The following is a 19,158-nucleotide window of genomic DNA, read 5'->3' as shown; positions in this document are numbered from 1 at the left end:
TATTATGAGTAAACATCTTGACATTTTAAACTATTTAGAGAATTTACCAGTTGGGAAAAGAGTTAGTGTTAGAAGTATTTCTAACCGACTAAAAGTTAGTGACGGAACCGCTTATCGGGCGATTAAAGAAGCAGAAAATAGAGGACTTGTTGAGACAAAGCCTAGAAGTGGTACAGTAAGAATTGAGACGAAACCAAATCATTTATTAAATAAATTAACTTATGCGGAAATTGCTAGAATTAGTGATTCTGAGGTTATGGCGGGTCATTCTGGTTTAGGACATGAATTTAGCAAATTCTCTATTGGTGCTATGACGAGAAAAAATATTTTAAAATATCTTGTCAAAGGTGGTCTTTTGATAGTTGGTGATCGCAAAAATATTCAATTATTAGCTTTAGAAAATAATAATGCCATCCTGGTGACAGGAGGTTTTCCCGTTTCTGATGAGGTGATTGAGACTTCAAACCAATTAGGTATACCTGTTATGGTAACTGCATTTGATACTTTTACAGTTGCGACTATGATAAATAGAGCTCTAGCCAATGCCCGCATCAAGACAGATGTTAAAACAGTTGATCAAATCTATCACTTCAAAAGTGACTATGGTTTCTTAAAACTGAGCGATACCATCAAAGATTACATTAATTTAGTCAAAAAGCACAATTATTTACGTTTTCCAGTCATTGATGATAAAGGCTTAGTTGTAGGAGTTGTTAGCATGCGTGACATCACTGGTAAAAAAGGCAGTATTGGTGTTGAAAAAGTCATGACTAAAAATCCGGTGCTTACAAAACCTAATGTCAGTTTGGCACATATCAGTCAGCAAATGATATTTGAAGATTATGATATGTTACCTGTCGTTTCAGATGATAAAACGCTTCTTGGTGTTGTGACGAGACGTAAGGTGATGGAAAGTATTCAAGATGATAAACAAGGTCAACTCTACACTTATAGTGAACAAATACTTTCTAACCTAAAAACAGATGGCAATTATTTTAGTTTCATGGTTGAACCTGTCATGATTGATTTAACTGGCAATTTATCGCATGGTATATTGGTAGAGATTATTAAGGAAATTACTCTACGAATCCTAAAAGAAAGAAAAAGTAGGAATATTATCATTGAACAAATAATGATTTATTTTCTTCAAGCTGTTCAAGTGGAAGACAAATTAAAAATTGTTCCAAGAATTATTACAGAAGGTCGTCGTGGTAGTGTTCTAGATTTTGAAGTTCAACTACAAAATCGGAGTGTTGCCAAAGCTATTGTTAGTACAAAAATGATTTAGAAAAGAGAAAAACAAAGAATGATTACATTAAAATCACAAAGAGAAATAGATGCTATGGATCGTGCTGGTGACTTTTTAGCCAGTATTCACATTGGTTTAAGAGATATTATTAAACCAGGTGTTGATATGTGGGAAGTAGAAGAATATGTGAGAAGACGTTGCAAAGAAAGTAACGTTCTTCCGCTTCAAATCGGTGTTGATGGACAACTAATGGACTATCCTTATGCTACTTGTTGTGCTTTAAATGATGAAGTTGCTCATTCCTTCCCAAGACACTATATCTTAAAAGAAGGTGACTTATTAAATGTTGATATGGTACTAAGTGAACCACTTGATAAAGCTGTTCTTGATGTGTCTAAGTTAGATTTTGATAATGTTTCTGAAATGAAAAAACACACCGACTCTTATCGTGGTGGTTTGGCCGATTCTTGTTGGGGTTATGCAGTTGGTAAGGTTTCAAAAGAAGTTGAACAACTGATGGCAGTGACTAAAGAAGCTATGTATCGAGGCATTGAAAAAGCTGTTATCGGCAACCGTATCGGTGATATTGGTGCAGCTGTTCAAGAATATGCTGAAAGCTTTGGTTATGGTGTTGTGAGAGATTTGGTGGGACATGGTGTTGGACCAACTATGCATGAAGAGCCTATGGTACCTAATTATGGTGTTGCTGGTCGTGGGCTTCGTCTCAAAGAAGGGATGGTTCTAACAGTTGAACCTATGATTAATACTGGTACTTGGGAAATTGATACGGATCTCAAAACCGGTTGGGCTCATAAAACGATTGATGGAGGTCTTTCTTGTCAATATGAGCACCAATTTGTCATCACTAAGGATGGTCCACGTATTTTAACCAGTCAAGGAGAAGAGAGAACCTATTAAGCAAATGGGAGAAAAAGTGAAAAAATTAATCAGCAAATGGCAAAATAATGAGGTTATTCAATCATTTTTAATCCATTATAAAAATTCAGATATGGATTTATCAAGTATTGCTGTTGCCTATTATATGATGTTAACAGTTTTTCCATTCCTTGTTTTATTAGCTAATATTTTTCCTTATTTTAATATTGATACCTCATCGTTATTAGAATTTTTAAAGGATTATTTGCCAACACAGTTGTACGATAGTGTTGCAACCATCATTAAAAGTATTTTTGAGCGACCTTCATCAGGTCTTGTTTGGCTATCCTTACTGGCTGCTTTTTGGACAATTTCAAAAAGTTTGGTATTTCTTCAAAAAGCTATGAATAAGGCTTATGATATGCAAGATCATCGTGATTTTATTGTTAGTCGACTTGTTGGTATATTTTCTAGCCTTGTTTTAATTATATTTTTAATTATGGCTGTTATTATTTCAACTTTTGGCAGTAGTCTATTGGCATTGTTATATCAGCAACTACAATTTGGTCAAAACTTGTATCAACTGTTAGATAGTTTAATCCAACCAATAACAGGACTTTTATCTTTTGTCACTCTTGCTTTTTTATACTATATTTTGCCCAATGTCAGAATTCAAAAAATTCGCTACGTCATTCCAGGAACAGTCTTTACCAGTATCGTTTTTGTATTTTTTACTAATCTCGTTGGAAATTATATTGGGAATACTATTCAAAATATGGAAAATCTTCGTATTTTAGGTTCGGTGACTCTTTTTGCCATCATGTTTTGGTTTATCTTTTTTTCCAAGATTCTTATTATTGGAGGCATTATCAATGCTATCTATCAAAAGCAACACGTGAAGACTTTTGAAGCAAGACGAGGAACCATTCTCTCTTTCTTTGAATCACTTTTTTCAAAAAACAAAAAATGACTCTAAGGAGTCTTTTTTTTATGACAAATGTCATATCAAGTCATGCTTTTTAGAACTTATTAAAACCATTATCAATTGATAAGATAGAGTTATAGAAAGGATGATAATTATGAATAAAAAACCTGTATTAACCGTTAATCATCTGAAAAAACAATTCAAGGAAAAAGTCGTTTTAAATGATCTTTCTTTCGAGATATTTGAAGGTGATTGTATAGCTTTAATTGGCCCAAATGGTGCTGGAAAAACAGTTCTAATGACTTGCCTTTTAGGGGACTATAAAGCAAGTGCAGGGGACATAGATGTTTTGGGATATTCACCCAGTGACCATCGTCTTAAAAAGAGAGTTGGCGTGCTCTTTCAAGACAATCTTATCCAAGATAAGATGACCGTTCAAGAATTAATTGATTTTCAAAGAGCCATTTATCCTAATCCTTTGAATGAAAAAGAAGTAGACGACTTACTTGCTTTTAAACCAAAACAAAAACAGCAGTTTGCGAATAAACTATCTGGTGGACAAAGACGACTCTTAGATTTTGTCTTAACCTTGATTGGTCAACCTGATATTATTTTTCTTGATGAACCAACAACTGCGATGGACACATCAACTAGAAAACGTTTCTGGGAAATTATCAATCACTTAAAAACTTCAGGAAAAACAATTATTTACTCTTCTCATTATATTGAAGAAGTAGAACACACAGCAGATCGCATCTTGGTCTTGCATGAAGGCAATTTACTTAAAGACACAACACCTTATTTGTTAAGAAGTGAAGAAAAAAGTAAGCACTTTGTCCTTCCTAAAAAATATTTAGATGATATAGATCAAACCATTATCAGTAATCTTGAGCTGAAAAACGATACCATCTCATTTATGACAAAAAAACCAAGTGCCATTTGGCAATCCCTTGTTGAGGCCAATTGTCCCATTGAGGCTATTGAAATGACCAATAGAACATTGCTAGATAGTATATTTGATAGTAGAAAGGATACTTACCATGACCATATTTAAAGCACTATTAAAAAAAGAGTATTTACAGGCCAAAAGAACTTTTTCTAGTTTTATTTTAGGGATAGGGATGCCGATAGCCTTTTTCCTCCTTTTTTCAAGCATTTTGCTAGGGGAATTGCCAAAAGACATTCAACCTCTTGTGATTAGACAATCCATGATGTCAATGACTGCTTTTTCGAGTATTAGTTTTGCACTCTTTACTTTTCCTTTTTCCATTCAAGAAGATCGTAAAAGTTATTACATCAAACATTTGAGTCACTCACCAGTTTCCATCTGGCAATATTTCATGGCAAAAGTTATCAGAATTTTAGTCAGCTTTTTACTTGCTATTATTTTCGTTTTTCTTAGTGGACGTTTTGTACAAGATGTGTCAATGACGATTAATGATTGGTTAAATTCAGGCCTATTATTATTTTTTGGTGCCATTTGCTTTATGCCTTTAGGTATCCTTTTGAGTTTTATCAAATCCACTGAAACCTTAAGTGTTTTTGGTAATATTTTATATATGAGCTTAGCCATTTTAGGTGGCCTATGGATGCCAGTAGATTCCTTTCCAAGTTGGTTACAAAGTATTTCCAAATTCACACCAACATATCACTATAACAATCTGCTGATTAGTTATTTTGCAGATAAATTTTCCATCAATTCGCTCATTATTTTAGTTTTTTATGCTATAGTAATACTGATGATAAGTTTTATTATAAAGAAAAAAGTTGAGGTTAATTAATTGAAACAGATTAAAAATAGTTACCATTTGTTTTACTATGCTTCTTTAAGTTTTCTCATTTTCCCAATAGTAGCTATTATTAATGGTTCTTTGCCAATGTGGCACCTTGTTTTAATCCTGTTATTTATTTTAGCTTACCTCTATTTAGTGATAAAAGGCTTGGGGAAATACCATTTATTGGCTTGGTTTTATATGTTGGGCTACATTCTTTTTATGTGCCTTACGTTTAATATTGGCATTATCTGGTATTTTTTCTACACAACCAATTTACTGGTTTATCGTTTCCATGACCCATTTAAACATTATCGTCCCATTAGTTTTTTACTGGCTATCAGTTTTCTAAACTCCTATCAATTATGGTTTGGTCAAAATATCGAAGAAACTTTATTTACCATCTTTGTTAGTATTTTCATGTTAAGTTTTTATTTTATCAGCTTGAGAATTCAAAATGAAGAAAAACAAAAGGCTGAAATTGAGCAAAAAAATGCTTATATTAATGTCTTGATGGCTGAAAATGAACGAAATCGTATTGGACGTGATCTCCATGATACTTTAGGTCATGTATTTGCCATGATGACCATTAAATCAGAATTGGCATTGAAACAATTAGAAAAAGGTGAGACGGCGCTTGTTGAAAAAGAACTAAAAGAACTTCACCAAATGAGTAAAGAGTCAATGAGTGAGGTGAGAAGTATCATCAATAATCTCAAATTTAGAACAGTTATAGAGGAGCTTGAAACCATTGAAAATCTCTTTGAGCTTGCTAATATCGCTTTAACGATTGATAATCAACTTAACTTAGATAATTTATCGCCTGTGATTCAATCAACACTGACGATGCTTATCAGGGAACTTACCAACAATATTATCAAACATAGCCATGCTAAGAATTGTCGTATCAGCTTGTACAGAGAAAAAGACATCAAGCTAATCGTTGAAGATGATGGTGTTGGTTTTTCAACTTTAAAAGGAGACGAGCTATCATCCATCAAAGATAGATTGAGTCTTGTTAATGGTAACCTAAAAATAACCTCATTAAAACAGCCAACGCGCATTCAAATTGCTCTTAAAGAAGGAATCAAATCATGAAATTATTAGTTGCAGAAGATCAAGCCATGTTAAGAGATGCTCTTTGCCAATTACTATTAATGGAAGATGATGTCGATCTTATTTTGCAAGCTTCAAATGGTCAAGAAGCCATTGATATCTTATCAAAAGAAAGTGTTGATGTGGCTATTTTAGATATTGAAATGCCTTATAAAACAGGTCTTGATGTTTTAGAGTGGGTGAGAAGTCATAGTGATTTAAAAGTGATTATTCTGACGACTTTTAAACGGACAGGCTATTTTAAAAGAGCATTAGAAGCTCAGGTTGATGCCTTTGTTTTAAAAGATCGCTCAGCATCTGAATTAATGGGAACGATTCATACGGTTTTAGCCGGAAAAAAAGAATACTCTCCAGAATTAGTGGAAGGAATGGCGTTTACCTCAAATCCCCTAAGTCAAAGAGAAATAGCTATTTTAGAATTGGTTTCTAAAGGTTGCTCGAACGAGGAAATTGCTCAATCCTTATTTCTTTCAAATGGTACTGTCAGAAATTATTTGACGAGTATTTTCAACAAATTATCTGCCAATAACCGCACCCAAGCTGTCCAAATAGCGCGTGAAAATGGCTGGCTATAATTCTTCATAAATGAGAGGACTATTAATGACAAACCATCATTTAAAAAAAGCTCAAAAAGAGTGGGCCTATCACAAATATTGGGTAATGGGACATTCTCAATATCACTATAATCAGATCCGTCTCTTGTTTAAGGGAAATGAATGGGATACAGATAAGGATGACTTATTTTGGTCTTACATTGAAGATGCAAAAACGTTAGAACCAACCAAAGAAACGCTGACAACAGCCTTTCAGCACATGTGGGGTTATTTTAAAAAAGAAGCCACAAGTAATGAAAAAGTTGCCTATAAAACCTATATTGAAAATGCATTTTTCTATCAAAAAGAATTAGCACAATTAATAAAGGAACTAGCTGTTAAATATCAAAAAGATTATCTTTTCAACTCAAAATTCTTTGACGAAGGTTTCTAAAAACACTAAACCCGATTAGATTTAGTGTTTTTTGTTTTTAAAAATCAAATATTTACTTAAAAGATAGTTGATGACTAATATGGCAATTTGCGAAAGAATAGTTTCGATGAGATTAACCATCTTCAAATCATTGTTAACAAATTGTCCGATGAGATTGGGGTAGTAATCAACAAAAAGTAAGGCTAAAAAGCCATCCAATACTAGTGTTGAAATTCTAGCGAAAAAGAATTGAATTAAGCGTTTCAATCGTCCTTTTTGTACTTGCAGAAAAACATAGCGATCATTAACGAAAAAAGCAAATAAAATAGCGACAATATTGGCTATGACAGCTGAGATAAGAGCTTGATTTATTTGTAGAAATAAAAGGGTTCGACTGACAAAATAAACAAGTGTTGTCAGGACGCCAAAAAAGAGATATTTGATTAACTCTGTTGCCCAGAGTTTTTTTATAAAAGTAACTAGTTGTGATATCATACTATTATTTTACCAAAAGATTAGAAAATTAAATATCGTTTTAGTCTTATATTTTTTTAAAAAAATAAGAGTTATCAAAAAATCATTTTTCATTGTCTTTATTTTTTCCAATAAACATGTTACAATAGTAAAGTTGTTTATCAACCCTTGGTGCTTACTCCCCTTTCACCAAGCATATTACACGTGGTTTAGCCACTAAAGGAGAAAAAAATGAAATCATTAACAACTAAAGATTACCTACACATTTCAGTGGTCGCTGCTATTTACATTGTTTTAACCATTTTACCACCTCTAAATGCTATTAGTTTTGGCGCTTATCAGTTTAGAGTTTCAGAAATGCTAAACTTTCTTGGCTTCTACAATAAAAAATACATTATCGCAGTAACGATTGGTTGTATGATTTCAAATCTATACAGTTTTGGTGTGATAGATGTTTTTGTAGGAGGTTTTTCAACCTTAATCTTTGTCACACTTGGTATCATATTATTTAAAAAATATCAAAATGACTACTTGCTAAATGGCATAATATCGAAAGGTTTTCTTTATTTTTCTGTCTTTTTTGCAGCTAGTATGATAACTATTGCTTTGGAGCTTCACTATTTATTTGGGGCACCATTTTGGCTCACATGGTTCACAACTGGTGTTGGAGAATTACTGTCTTTACTAGTAGGTGCTGTTATTATTGAAAAAATATCTAAAACTATTGACTTTACAAAATAAGCGTTCTCACCGAGAGCGTTTTTAATCTTAATATGATAAAATAATATTATGAAAAATCAAATGAAACAATTAGTTGACTTACTCAATCGTTATGCGAAAGAATATTATACTAATGACTCACCAAGTATTTCTGATGCCGAGTATGATAAGCTTTATCGTCAGTTAGTTGACCTAGAAAAGAAACATCCAGAATTAGTTTTGCCAGATAGCCCTACCCATAGAGTTGGTGGGGTCTTATTAGAGGCATTTGAAAAATATGAACACCGCTATCCTTTATTTTCTTTACAGGATGCTTTTTCGCGTGAAGAATTAGACGCTTTTGATGAGCGAATTAAAGAAAAATTTCCAAAGGCAAGCTATGTTGCTGAATTAAAGATTGATGGCTTATCCATTTCTCTCATCTATACTAATGGTGTTTTAGAAGTAGGGGCAACAAGAGGAGATGGTCAGATTGGTGAAAATATCACCGAGAATTTAAAACGCATTAAAGATATCCCTTTAACAATCCCAAGTAAAGAAAGTGTGACAGTTCGTGGGGAGGCTTATTTACCAAAAGCTTCTTTTAATCAGATTAACCAAGAACGTCAAGAAAGTGGCTTACAAGAATTTGCCAATCCAAGAAATGCAGCAGCAGGAACACTTCGTCAATTAGATACAAGTGTTGTAGCAAAAAGAAAATTAGCCACTTTTTTATATCAAGAAGCAGGTCGGTCCACCAAAGAAAGTCAAGAAGAAATCCTATCTCATTTATCACAGTTAGGTTTTTCAGTTAACAAAAAATACCTCAAGAGTTCCTCGATGGCAACTATTTGGAATTTTATTAGTGAGATTGCTGATAAAAGAAATGACTTACCTTATGATATTGATGGTATTGTGATTAAAGTCAATGAAATAGATATTCAAGAAGCACTTGGTTATACTGTGAAAGCTCCTCGCTGGGCGATTGCTTATAAATTTCCAGCTGAAGAAAAAGAAGCCAAAATTCTCTCTGTTGACTGGACTGTTGGTAGAACAGGTGTGGTCACACCAACTGCTAATCTAACCCCTGTTCAGCTAGCCGGAACAACAGTCAGCCGAGCCACACTTCACAATGTAGATTACATCGCTGAAAAAGATATTAGAATTGGTGATACGGTTATTGTTTATAAGGCAGGAGATATCATTCCTGCTGTTTTACGAGTTGTTATTGACAAGCGTCAACAAGAAGAAAAAATGCCGATCCCAACCCAATGTCCATCTTGTTCAAGTGCTTTGATTCATTTTGATGAAGAAGTAGCCCTTCGTTGTATCAATCCAATGTGTCAAAGTCAATTGAAGGCAAGGCTAGAACATTTTGCCGGTAGAGATGCTATGAATATCAAAGGGTTGGGCCCATCTATTGTTGAAAAATTATTCCAAGCCAATCTAGTCACTGACGTGTTAGATATTTATCGCTTATCTGTTGAGCAGTTGATGACACTTGAAGGAATTAAAGAAAAATCAGCTCAAAAACTATATGATGCCATCAAAGCCTCTAAAATGAATGCTGCTGATAAATTGTTATTTGGTTTAGGCATTCGTCATGTAGGAAGTAAGGCCAGTCGATTATTACTGGAAAAATTTAATAGTTTAGACAATTTATCCAAAGCAAGTGTGGATGATATTGCAAGTATTGATGGTCTTGGTGAGACTATTGCTGTCTCAGTGAAAACATTTTTTGAGACACAAGGCAGTCAAACCTTATTAGAAGAATTGAAGAAATACCAAGTCAATACTGTCTATTCTTCTTCAAACGACTTAGAACAAATCCTTTCTGGAAAAACAGTTGTTTTAACTGGAAAATTACAACACATGACTAGAACTGAAGCCAAAGAAAAACTTATCCAATTGGGTGCTAATATCACCGGTAGCGTTTCTAAGAAAACAGATATCGTTTTAGCAGGTGAAGATGCAGGCAGTAAGTTAACCAAAGCACAATCATTAGGCATTACTGTTAAGGATGAGTCTTGGTTACAGACACTATAAGATGAGGTTATTATGAAAAAGCAAAAAAGGGCACGTTTAATCTATAATCCCATTTCGGGTCAAGAAATTATCAAAAAAAATGTGGCGGATATTTTAACTATTTTAGAAGGTTTTGGCTATGAAACGAGTGCTTTTCAAACAACTCCTGAACCAGATTCTGCTAAAAATGAAGCAAAACGCGCAGCCATCTCTGGTTTTGATTTAATAGTTGCTGCAGGTGGTGATGGAACAATTAATGAAGTTGTTAATGGGATAGCGCCACTTGATAAAAGACCCAAAATGGCAATCATTCCAACAGGAACCACCAATGATTTTGCTAGGGCTTTAAAAATTCCAAGAGGAAATCCTTTGAAAGCAGCAGAGTTAATTGGTAAAAAAAAGACCTTAAAAATGGATATTGGTAAGGCTTTTGATGATACTTACTTTATAAATATAGCTGCTGCTGGGAGTTTAACAGAATTGACTTATAGTGTTCCTAGCCAATTAAAAACCATGTTTGGTTATCTGGCTTACCTAGCAAAAGGGGTCGAATTATTACCACGACTCAGCAATATTCCTGTTAAAGTTTTTCATGATCAGGGTATTTTTGAAGGTAATGTTTCAATGATTTTTGCCGCTCTCACTAATTCAGTGGGTGGCTTTGAGCAAATTGCACCAGATGCAAAACTTGATGACGGCAAATTTACATTAATTCTCGTTAAAACGGCTAATCTATTTGAAATTGTCCATCTTTTACGATTGATGTTAATGGGTGGAAAACACATTGACCACAGACATATTGAATATATAAAAACCAGTAAAATAATGATTGAACCACAGACTAATCAACAAATGATGATTAATTTAGATGGTGAGTATGGTGGGGATGCACCAATTAAATTGGAAAATTTAAAGAACCATATTACCTTTTACACTAATATAGATGACACAGCAAATGAAATAATAAGCTTTGATCAAGATGAATTGGTGTTAGAAGCAATCGCTCAAAAATTTGCACATGAAGTTGATGACTTAAATCAACTAATGGATGAGGATAAAGGAGAAAATGACTAATACAGATAATATAGTAATTGTTCATTACCATAGTAAGTGTGGTAATTATTATGATCGAAATATTTGGCAATGGAGTGAAAATGAACTAGGAAAAGAAGTTAATTTTTTACGCTTTGATAGTTTTGGAGCAGTGGCTCATTTGAATTATCAATCACCTTTCTTTGTTTCACAGGCCTATCTTTTATTCAAAAGTCACGGTTGGAGTCAAAAAACTCCAGATTATCAGATTAACCGTCATTTTGGTGAAAATAAAACAGAAGTATGGATTGTTGATGGTGATGATACCGTTTATTACTCTAGACAAGCAGCAGTTGCTAGTCATTTTTATGGTAGACGCTCACCTCGAAGTTTTGACATGGCGCTTAATAGTTCAATATTTGATAAAAAGTGGGGATTTGATGGCTGGCTAGGATTTAATTACACAAAAGAAGAAACACAATTTCGCTTATGGGCACCAACCGCTGAAAAGGTAGAATTAATCCTTTATGACACTTCTGATAATAAGGCAAGCGTCTCAAAAGTAATTTCAATGGCGCGTGGAAAAGCAGAGAATCAAGATAACCACAAAGAAAACACACATGGTGTCTGGTTTTTAACAGTTGCAGGAGATCTAAATTTTCAAGCTTATCGTTATCGCATCTACTATCGAAAAAGAACCTTCAAAGAAACAAGAGATCCTTATTCGATTGCAACAACAGCTAACGGTAGACGTTCAGTAGTGGTTTCAAAAGAAACCAGAACACCAGAACATTTCACCGTTAAACATCAAACAGAAGCTTTTTGGCGACTTGATAATCAAAACAAAGCTGTTATTTATGAAATGCATATTCGTGATTTTTCAAAATCACCAACATCAGGTGTTCGTTTTGAAAATAGAGGAAAATTTCGCGGTGCTTTTGAAGAAGGCACTAAAAATAGCTATGGCGATAAAACAACCTTTGATTATATTAAAAGCTTAGGCATTACCCATATTCAACTTCAACCCATTTTTGATCACCATCAGCAATTTGATTCCAATGGCGAATATGCTTATAACTGGGGATATGATCCTGAAAATTATAATGTGCCTGAGGCCAGTTTTTCGTCAAATCCTCATAATCCAGTGAGTCGTATTTTGGAGTTGAAAGAACTCATTCAAGCTTATCATGATGCAGGTATTGCTGTTATTATGGATGTGGTTTATAACCATACTTATTCTTCAAAAGATTCAGCCCTCCAAATGGCTGTCCCTGATTATTACTATCGAATGAATACCAATGGGACTTTTCAAAACGGTTCTGGTTGTGGCAATGAAACTGCCAGTGAAAAAGAAATGTTTCGAAAATATATGGTAGACTCCATTCTTTACTGGGTAAATGAATATAATATTGATGGTTTTCGCTTTGATTTGATGGGATTACATGATATAGCAACAATGAATCATATTAGAAATAGACTCAATGATATCGATCCAAGAATCATGATGTATGGTGAAGGTTGGGACATGGGAGTTGGTCTTTTACCAGAACACAAAGCAAAAAAACAAAATGCAGCTCAAATGCCTGGTATTGGATTTTTCAACGATGATCAAAGAAATGCCATCAAAGGTGCTGAAGTTTATGGTCACATTAAAAAAGGATTTGTTTCTGGAGAGCCAACTGAGGATATTGTGGCTAAAAGTATATTAGGTAGTGATGAGCTTGTTCAATACATTGCACCACAGCAAGTTTTAAATTATGTTGAAGCTCATGATAACTACAACTTAAATGACCTACTTCTTGAATTACATCCTGAAGATGATCACGAGACCCATATCAAACGTGTCGAATTAGCCACAGCAATGAATCTTTTGATGCAGGGCATGAGTTTTATGCAGTTGGGTCAAGAATTCCTAAGAACCAAGCTTTTTCCTACTGGTGAGAATAATACGTTAACATGGGAAGATAAAGAACGAGCGATGAATTCTTACAATGCGCCTGATACTGTTAATCAAGTCAATTGGCAAAACGTGACTCTTTATAAACCAACCGTTGAATTTGTTAAAGCTTTGATTGAACTGAAAACAAAAACTAATCATTTTAGCTATTCAAGCTTTAAGGAGATTCGTGAGCATGTTTTTGTAGAAGAAGCCAACTACCAATCTGGTGTGATTAGTTTTATTGTCAAGGATGAAAAAGATTATAAAATTGTTTTCAATCTTAGTGGAAATGATTTGAAAATTGATATGACAAAGTATAATAAATATGATATAATGATATCAAATAGTAAGCGTTATCAAAATCCTAAAAATAGGGTTGAAAATTTAACAGCTACGGTCTTTGATATCACCGATTAACCTGATATTTATCAGGTTATTTTTGTTTAAAAATAGAAAAATAAAATTTTAATATTTATAATAATGATAGAGGGGGAAGTATGACGATACGAGACGCTAAATGGTTTTTTGGAAAAGGTGAGAATTTCCATTCACATGAATTACTGGGTGTGCATCCTGAAACACGTCACAATGATGACGGTTATGTTTTTCGTGTTTGGGCACCTAATGCTGAACAAGTGGCTCTGATTGGTGATTTTACCAATTGGTATGAAAACCCTTTTTTGATGAATAAAGATGATTCTGGCATATGGGAATTTTTTACTGATAAAGCTAAAGAGGGACAGATTTATAAATATCTTGTGACAAGACGAGGTGGTAAAACCGTAGAAAAAACGGATCCTTATGCTTTTCAAATGGAGAAAAGACCAGCAACAGGATCTATTATTAAAACACTACCAGACAAAAATTGGAAAGATGGTCTTTGGTTAGGTAGACGAAAACGATTTGGATTTAAAAATCGACCAATTAATATTTATGAAGTTCATGCAGGCTCTTGGAAGTGTAATGAGACTGGAGAACCCTATCGTTTTTCTCGGTTAAAAGAAGAATTGATTCCCTATCTTGTTGAGATGAATTATACGCATGTTGAATTTCTCCCTTTGATGTCTCATCCTTTAGATATGAGCTGGGGCTATCAACTAATGGGTTACTTTGCTTTTGAGCAAACCTATGGCACTCCTGAAGAATTTCAAGACTTTGTTGAAACGTGTCATTTAAATAATATCGGTGTTATTCTTGACTGGGTTCCTGGTCATTTCATTATCAATGATGATGCTCTAGCCTACTTTGACGGCACTCCGACTTATGAATATGATGATTATGACCGTGCTCATAATTATCGCTGGGGAGCATTAAATTTTGATTTGGGTAAAAATCAAGTTCAATCCTTTCTTATTTCAAGTGCTCTTTTTTGGATAGAGCACTATCATGTAGATGGTATTCGAGTAGATGCTGTTAGTAATATGCTTTATCTTGATTATGATGAAGGACCATGGTCACCCAATAAAGACGGAGGCAATCGTAATTTAGAAGGCTATGCTTTTTTACAAAAATTAAACAGTGTTGTGAAACATTATCATCCCGATGTGATGATGATTGCGGAAGAGTCAACAGCCTTTACTCCGATAACGCTTCCCATTTCAGAAGGTGGCTTGGGTTTTGACTATAAGTGGAATATGGGATGGATGAACGATATTTTACGATTTTATGAAAAAGATCCCATCTACCGTCAATTTGAATTTAATCTGGTTACTTTTAGTTTCATGTATGTTTTTAGTGAAAATTTTATCCTACCATTTTCTCATGATGAAGTGGTTCACGGGAAAAAAAGCATGATGCATAAGATGTGGGGAGATCGCTATAATCAATTTGCCGGTTTAAGAAATCTCTACACTTATCAAATCTGTCATCCAGGGAAAAAACTCCTTTTCATGGGCAGTGAGTTTGGTCAATTTCTAGAATGGAAATATAATGAACAGCTAGAGTGGTCTAATCTAGATGATCCTTTAAATAAAAAAATGCAAGATTTTACGCGTTTTCTTAATCAATTCTACAAGAATAACAAAGTATTATGGCAAATAGATGATAGTTATGATGGACTTGATATTATTGATGCAGATAATAGTTCTGAAACAGTTTTATCCTTTATTAGGAAAAATAGTAAAGGTGATCTATTGGTGTGTGTCTTTAATATGACACCAATAGAAAGAAAGAATTTCACAATAGGTGTTCCTATTTCTGGTCTCTATGAAGAAATCCTAAACACAGAATTAGAAGCATTTGGAGGTGTTTGGAAAACAACCAATCAAAACGTTAAGACACAACAAAGACTGTGGAAACATTATGAACACACTATTAGTTTCACCCTTCCAGCACTTGGTGCAAGCATTTGGAAGATTAAAAGACGTTCTTAAATCCTAAAAAGGAAAGGAAAAGTAGATGAAAAATGAAATGTTAGCCTTAATCCTTGCCGGTGGGCAGGGTACTCGTTTAGGGAAACTAACCCAAACCATTGCTAAACCAGCTGTGCAATTCGGAGGTCGTTATCGCATTATTGATTTCGCCCTTTCTAATTGTGCTAATTCAGGTATCCATAATGTTGGTGTCATTACACAATACCAACCTTTAGCCTTAAATAGTCATATTGGGAATGGCTCTTCATGGGGATTAGATGGTATTGATTCAGGTGCCACCATTTTACAACCTTATTCGGCAACAGAAGGAAATCGATGGTTTCAGGGAACTAGTCATGCTATTTATCAAAATATTGATTACATAGATAGTGTTAATCCTGATTATGTTCTTATTTTATCAGGAGATCATATTTATAAAATGGATTATGATGACATGCTTCAAACCCACAAAGATAATTTAGCGAGTTTAACAGTTGCTGTTATTGATGTTCCTCTAAAAGAAGCACATCGTTTTGGTATTATGAATACTGACTCTAATAATCGTATCGTTGAATTTGAAGAAAAACCTGACAACCCAAAATCCACGAAGGCTTCTATGGGTATCTATATTTTTGATTGGCCACGTCTTCGTGAAATGTTGATTAATGCCGAAAAAAATGATGTTGATATGTCTGATTTTGGACATAATGTCATTCCGGCCTATTTAGAGTCAGGAGAACGAGTTTACACCTATAACTTTAATGGTTATTGGAAAGATGTTGGAACAATTGAATCACTTTGGGAAGCTAATATGGAATATATTGCTATTGACAATGAACTCAATAGTCGTGATAGAAATTGGAAAATCTACTCTAAAAGTCATATCGCACCCCCAAATTTTATTACAGATAAGGCGCGTGTTAAAGATTCCTTAGTGGTTGATGGTTGCTTTGTGGCAGGTGAAGTTGAAAATTCTATTCTATCAACCAATGTTCAAGTTAAAGAAGGTGCCTTGATTAAAGATAGTTTTATCATGAGTGGAGCAAAAATTGGTGAAAATGCTAAAATCATTCGGTCTATTATCGGTGAAGGCGCCGTTATTAGTGATAATGTTGTGATTGATGGCACAAATGAAGTTCAAGTTGTTGGCTATAATGAAAAAGTGGGGGTTCCAAATGAAGATTGATAAATATTCTGCCATATTAGGAAATACTGTTGGCTATCACGACATGGCTGAGTTAACGGCTAATCGTCCTCTAGCGAACTTACCATTTGATGGTAAATACCGTTTAATTGATTTTCAATTATCCAGTTTAGCAAATGCAGGCATTAGAAGTGTTTATGGTATTTTTAGAGGACAAAATATTAGATCAGTATTTGATCACATTAGAAGTGGACGAGAATGGGGCTTAGGTACGCTTCTCAGTCATTATTTTCTAGGGTTCTATAATACTGAAAATACTGATGAGTATACTGATGAAGATTATTATAATCAAATTTTGACTTATTTAAAGCGTTCAGGAAGTGATCAAACGGTTTATATGACATGTGATATCTTATGTAATATCAATCTTGAACAAGTGATTCATTTACATAATGTCAATAAACGTCAAATAACGGTTGTTTATAAAAAATTACCTCTCAAAATGGTATCTCCAGTTAATGATATTTTAGATATTGATGAATTAGATAATGTTATCGGCAAAAAAGAAAAAGCTGATAGTGATTTAGTTTCTATGTCAGCAGATATCTATGTTGTTAACACACCTTGGCTCATCGAAAAAATGGAAGAAGAATTAAAAACTGGTAAGCTTAGAAAAATAAGATACTTACTTAGAGATTTAATCGTTACAGAAAAAGCTCTTGCGTTTGAGTATACTGGTTACTTATCGAATATTAATTCTGTAAAATCTTATTATGATGCCAATATGGATATGTTAGAATCTCAAAAATTTTATTCATTACTTTATAGCAATCAAAAGGTCTATACCAAGATTAAAAATGAAGAAGCAACTTTTTTTGATAAAAAATCAACAGTTATAAACTCGCAATTTGCCTCAGGAAGTATTGTTAAAGGCTATGTTGAGCATTCTATTATTTCAAGAAACTGTTCTATTAAGGAAGATGCTAGAGTAAGTCATTCTATCGTCTTTCCAAAAGTGACGATTGAAGAGGGGGCTGTTGTTGAATATGCCATTATTGATAAAGGTAATACCATTCCAAAAGGTGTAACGATTAGAGGGACGATAGATGATCCTTTGGTCATTGCTAAGGGACAAAAGATAGATGGAGATATTATCAAATGAAAATTATGTTTGTCGCAGCTGAAGCTAGCCCTTTTGTCAAAACAGGTGGTTTAGGAGATGTTATTGGTGCACTCCCAAAGTCTTTGGTTAAAAAAGGTCATGATGTTAGCGTTGTTTTACCTTATTATGATTCTATCGATTATCAATTTGCTGATCAAGTAGAAGATGTCTTATATTATTTTACTAATGTTGGTTGGCGTCATCAGTATGTCGGTGTTAAAAAATTAATTCAAAATAATGTGACCTTCTATTTTCTTGATAATCGTGATTATTTCTTTAGAGGTACTGTTTATGGAGAATGGGATGATGGTGAACGTTTTGCCTTCTTTCAACTAGCCGCTATTGAGTTGATGGAGAAGCTTGATTTTATTCCAGATGTTCTTCATGCCCACGATTATCATACTGCCATGATTCCTTATCTTCTAAAAGAAAAATACCAATGGATTGAAGCCTATCAAGCTATTAAAACAGTCTTTACCATTCATAATATTGAATTCCAAGGACAATTTGAACCAGGAATGCTTTGGGATCTATTTGGCGTTGGTTTAGAGCGATATGAGGATGGAACACTACGATGGAATGATTGCTTAAACTGGATGAAAGCTGGCGTCCTTTATGCTGATTCGGTAACGACTGTTTCACCAAGTTATGCTGAGGAAATCATGACCTCTGTCTTTGGTAAGGGCTTAGAAACGGTCATGCGTATGGAAGCCAATAAATTAACAGGAATTGTCAATGGTATTGATACTGATCTCTTTAATCCAGAAACAGATACTCATTTAATTGCTAATTTTTCATATGAAAACATGACAAATAAAGCTCTTAACAAATCAGACCTCCAAGAGCATGCTGGTTTACCTGTTCGAGAAGATGTGCCACTTATTGGTATCGTGTCTCGTTTGACTGATCAAAAAGGATTTGATTTGGTGGTTAGAGAACTACACAACATACTCCAGTATGATCTTCAAATCGTACTTTTAGGAACAGGCAATAATGGTTTTGAAAATGCTTTTAGCTGGTTTGCTTCAAAATACCCGGATAAACTTTCTGCTAACATCACCTTTGATTTAGAATTTGCTCAAAAAATTTATGCAGGAAGTGACCTCTTTTTAATGCCTAGTGCCTTTGAACCGTGTGGACTCTCTCAAATGATGGCGATGAGATATGGGACGCTTCCAATTGTTCATGAAGTCGGTGGTCTAAAAGATACTGTTATACCTTACAATGCTTATGATAAGACTGGTACAGGGTTTTCCTTTAATCACTTTTCAGGTTACTGGTTAACAAAAGCAGTTGAAGGAGCTATTGAGCTGTATTATAATAATAAAGAAGATTTTAAACACCTTCAACAAAGTGCGATGAAACAAGATTTTTCTTGGGATACCGCTAGTAAAGCCTACGATGAGCTATACCGAAAGCTTTTATAAA

General features: G+C 34.1%; 17 protein-coding genes and 1 riboswitch. Of the genes, 16 read left to right on the top strand and 1 reads right to left on the bottom strand.

What is annotated here, in order from left to right; translation table 11 throughout:
- The first annotated feature begins 4 nt into the window (after window positions 1-4).
- From spxR to JHK64_RS02955, 8 genes are all read left to right on the top strand, one after another.
- The gene (gene spxR, locus JHK64_RS02990; protein WP_199567524.1) at window positions 5-1,288 is read left to right on the top strand and encodes a CBS-HotDog domain-containing transcription factor SpxR; all 1,284 of its coding nucleotides are present in this window, start codon (window positions 5-7) and stop codon (window positions 1,286-1,288) included.
- 18 nt (window positions 1,289-1,306) lie between these two features.
- Window positions 1,307-2,167, top strand: coding sequence for a methionyl aminopeptidase (locus JHK64_RS02985; protein ID WP_199567523.1), 861 nt, complete (start codon window positions 1,307-1,309; stop codon window positions 2,165-2,167).
- 16 nt (window positions 2,168-2,183) lie between these two features.
- Window positions 2,184-3,095, top strand: a complete 912-nt coding sequence (locus JHK64_RS02980; protein ID WP_199567522.1) for a YhjD/YihY/BrkB family envelope integrity protein — start codon at window positions 2,184-2,186, stop codon at window positions 3,093-3,095.
- Between the two features lie 109 nt (window positions 3,096-3,204).
- Window positions 3,205-4,104, top strand: a complete 900-nt coding sequence (locus tag JHK64_RS02975; protein ID WP_199567521.1) for an ABC transporter ATP-binding protein — start codon at window positions 3,205-3,207, stop codon at window positions 4,102-4,104.
- Window positions 4,091-4,831, top strand: a complete 741-nt coding sequence (locus tag JHK64_RS02970; RefSeq protein WP_199567520.1) for an ABC transporter permease — start codon at window positions 4,091-4,093, stop codon at window positions 4,829-4,831. Before JHK64_RS02975 ends, JHK64_RS02970 begins: the two co-directional genes overlap by 14 nt.
- On the top strand, window positions 4,832-5,920 hold the full coding sequence (locus tag JHK64_RS02965; RefSeq protein WP_199567519.1) for a sensor histidine kinase: 1,089 nt from the start codon (window positions 4,832-4,834) through the stop codon (window positions 5,918-5,920). It begins immediately after the preceding gene.
- Window positions 5,917-6,513, top strand: a complete 597-nt coding sequence (locus JHK64_RS02960; RefSeq protein ID WP_199567518.1) for a response regulator transcription factor — start codon at window positions 5,917-5,919, stop codon at window positions 6,511-6,513. The genes JHK64_RS02965 and JHK64_RS02960 overlap by 4 nt, the downstream gene beginning before the upstream one ends.
- Window positions 6,514-6,538: 25 nt before the next feature.
- Window positions 6,539-6,925, top strand: coding sequence for a DUF1722 domain-containing protein (locus JHK64_RS02955; RefSeq protein WP_199567517.1), 387 nt, complete (start codon window positions 6,539-6,541; stop codon window positions 6,923-6,925).
- Window positions 6,926-6,946: 21 nt separating this feature from the next.
- Here the strand turns inward: JHK64_RS02955 and JHK64_RS02950 are convergent, their stop codons facing one another.
- Entirely contained in the window at window positions 6,947-7,399 is a 453-nt protein-coding gene (locus JHK64_RS02950) for a GtrA family protein (protein WP_199567516.1), read from the bottom strand.
- Window positions 7,400-7,514: 115 nt separating this feature from the next.
- Window positions 7,515-7,612, top strand: a riboswitch (PreQ1 riboswitch).
- Between JHK64_RS02950 and JHK64_RS02945 the strand changes: the two genes are divergently transcribed.
- From JHK64_RS02945 to glgA, 8 genes are all read left to right on the top strand, one after another.
- On the top strand, window positions 7,610-8,119 hold the full coding sequence (locus JHK64_RS02945; RefSeq protein ID WP_199567515.1) for a QueT transporter family protein: 510 nt from the start codon (window positions 7,610-7,612) through the stop codon (window positions 8,117-8,119). It overlaps the preceding riboswitch by 3 nt.
- Before the next feature lie 48 nt (window positions 8,120-8,167).
- Complete coding sequence (gene ligA, locus JHK64_RS02940) at window positions 8,168-10,123, top strand: NAD-dependent DNA ligase LigA (protein WP_199567514.1); 1,956 nt, start codon at window positions 8,168-8,170, stop codon at window positions 10,121-10,123.
- Between the two features lie 12 nt (window positions 10,124-10,135).
- On the top strand, window positions 10,136-11,176 hold the full coding sequence (locus tag JHK64_RS02935; protein ID WP_199567513.1) for a diacylglycerol kinase family lipid kinase: 1,041 nt from the start codon (window positions 10,136-10,138) through the stop codon (window positions 11,174-11,176).
- The gene (pulA, locus tag JHK64_RS02930; protein ID WP_199567512.1) at window positions 11,169-13,490 is read left to right on the top strand and encodes a type I pullulanase; all 2,322 of its coding nucleotides are present in this window, start codon (window positions 11,169-11,171) and stop codon (window positions 13,488-13,490) included. Before JHK64_RS02935 ends, pulA begins: the two co-directional genes overlap by 8 nt.
- Before the next feature lie 80 nt (window positions 13,491-13,570).
- Window positions 13,571-15,445 (top strand): 1,4-alpha-glucan branching protein GlgB, encoded by a 1,875-nt coding sequence (gene glgB / locus JHK64_RS02925; protein WP_199567511.1) that lies wholly within the window; start codon window positions 13,571-13,573, stop codon window positions 15,443-15,445.
- 25 nt (window positions 15,446-15,470) lie between these two features.
- The gene (locus JHK64_RS02920; protein WP_199567510.1) at window positions 15,471-16,610 is read left to right on the top strand and encodes a glucose-1-phosphate adenylyltransferase; all 1,140 of its coding nucleotides are present in this window, start codon (window positions 15,471-15,473) and stop codon (window positions 16,608-16,610) included.
- Window positions 16,600-17,730: a glucose-1-phosphate adenylyltransferase subunit GlgD gene (gene glgD, locus JHK64_RS02915; protein WP_199567509.1), complete on the top strand. Its 1,131-nt coding sequence runs from the start codon at window positions 16,600-16,602 to the stop codon at window positions 17,728-17,730. Before JHK64_RS02920 ends, glgD begins: the two co-directional genes overlap by 11 nt.
- Window positions 17,727-19,157 (top strand): glycogen synthase GlgA, encoded by a 1,431-nt coding sequence (gene glgA / locus JHK64_RS02910; RefSeq protein WP_199567508.1) that lies wholly within the window; start codon window positions 17,727-17,729, stop codon window positions 19,155-19,157. The genes glgD and glgA overlap by 4 nt, the downstream gene beginning before the upstream one ends.
- The last annotated feature ends 1 nt before the right edge of the window (window position 19,158 follow it).

The sequence above is a fragment of the Streptococcus zalophi genome (assembly GCF_016481285.1).
In the GTDB taxonomy this organism is placed as follows: Bacteria; Bacillota; Bacilli; order Lactobacillales; family Streptococcaceae; genus Streptococcus; species Streptococcus zalophi.
This window is presented reverse-complemented; position numbering and strand designations above follow the sequence as displayed.

Bases quoted from the DNA above. Each gene is read 5' to 3' on its own strand.
- pulA (WP_199567512.1), top strand. From the start codon at position 11,169: ATGACTAATACAGATAATATAGTAATTGTTCATTACCATAGTAAGTGT.
- JHK64_RS02955 (WP_199567517.1), top strand. From the start codon at position 6,539: ATGACAAACCATCATTTAAAAAAAGCTCAAAAAGAGTGGGCCTATCAC.
- JHK64_RS02950 (WP_199567516.1), bottom strand. From the start codon at position 7,399: ATGATATCACAACTAGTTACTTTTATAAAAAAACTCTGGGCAACAGAG.
- glgB (WP_199567511.1), top strand. From the start codon at position 13,571: ATGACGATACGAGACGCTAAATGGTTTTTTGGAAAAGGTGAGAATTTC.
- JHK64_RS02970 (WP_199567520.1), top strand. From the start codon at position 4,091: ATGACCATATTTAAAGCACTATTAAAAAAAGAGTATTTACAGGCCAAA.
- JHK64_RS02960 (WP_199567518.1), top strand. From the start codon at position 5,917: ATGAAATTATTAGTTGCAGAAGATCAAGCCATGTTAAGAGATGCTCTT.
- JHK64_RS02985 (WP_199567523.1), top strand. From the start codon at position 1,307: ATGATTACATTAAAATCACAAAGAGAAATAGATGCTATGGATCGTGCT.
- glgD (WP_199567509.1), top strand. From the start codon at position 16,600: ATGAAGATTGATAAATATTCTGCCATATTAGGAAATACTGTTGGCTAT.
- spxR (WP_199567524.1), top strand. From the start codon at position 5: ATGAGTAAACATCTTGACATTTTAAACTATTTAGAGAATTTACCAGTT.
- JHK64_RS02945 (WP_199567515.1), top strand. From the start codon at position 7,610: ATGAAATCATTAACAACTAAAGATTACCTACACATTTCAGTGGTCGCT.
- JHK64_RS02920 (WP_199567510.1), top strand. From the start codon at position 15,471: ATGAAAAATGAAATGTTAGCCTTAATCCTTGCCGGTGGGCAGGGTACT.
- ligA (WP_199567514.1), top strand. From the start codon at position 8,168: ATGAAAAATCAAATGAAACAATTAGTTGACTTACTCAATCGTTATGCG.
- JHK64_RS02935 (WP_199567513.1), top strand. From the start codon at position 10,136: ATGAAAAAGCAAAAAAGGGCACGTTTAATCTATAATCCCATTTCGGGT.
- JHK64_RS02975 (WP_199567521.1), top strand. From the start codon at position 3,205: ATGAATAAAAAACCTGTATTAACCGTTAATCATCTGAAAAAACAATTC.
- glgA (WP_199567508.1), top strand. From the start codon at position 17,727: ATGAAAATTATGTTTGTCGCAGCTGAAGCTAGCCCTTTTGTCAAAACA.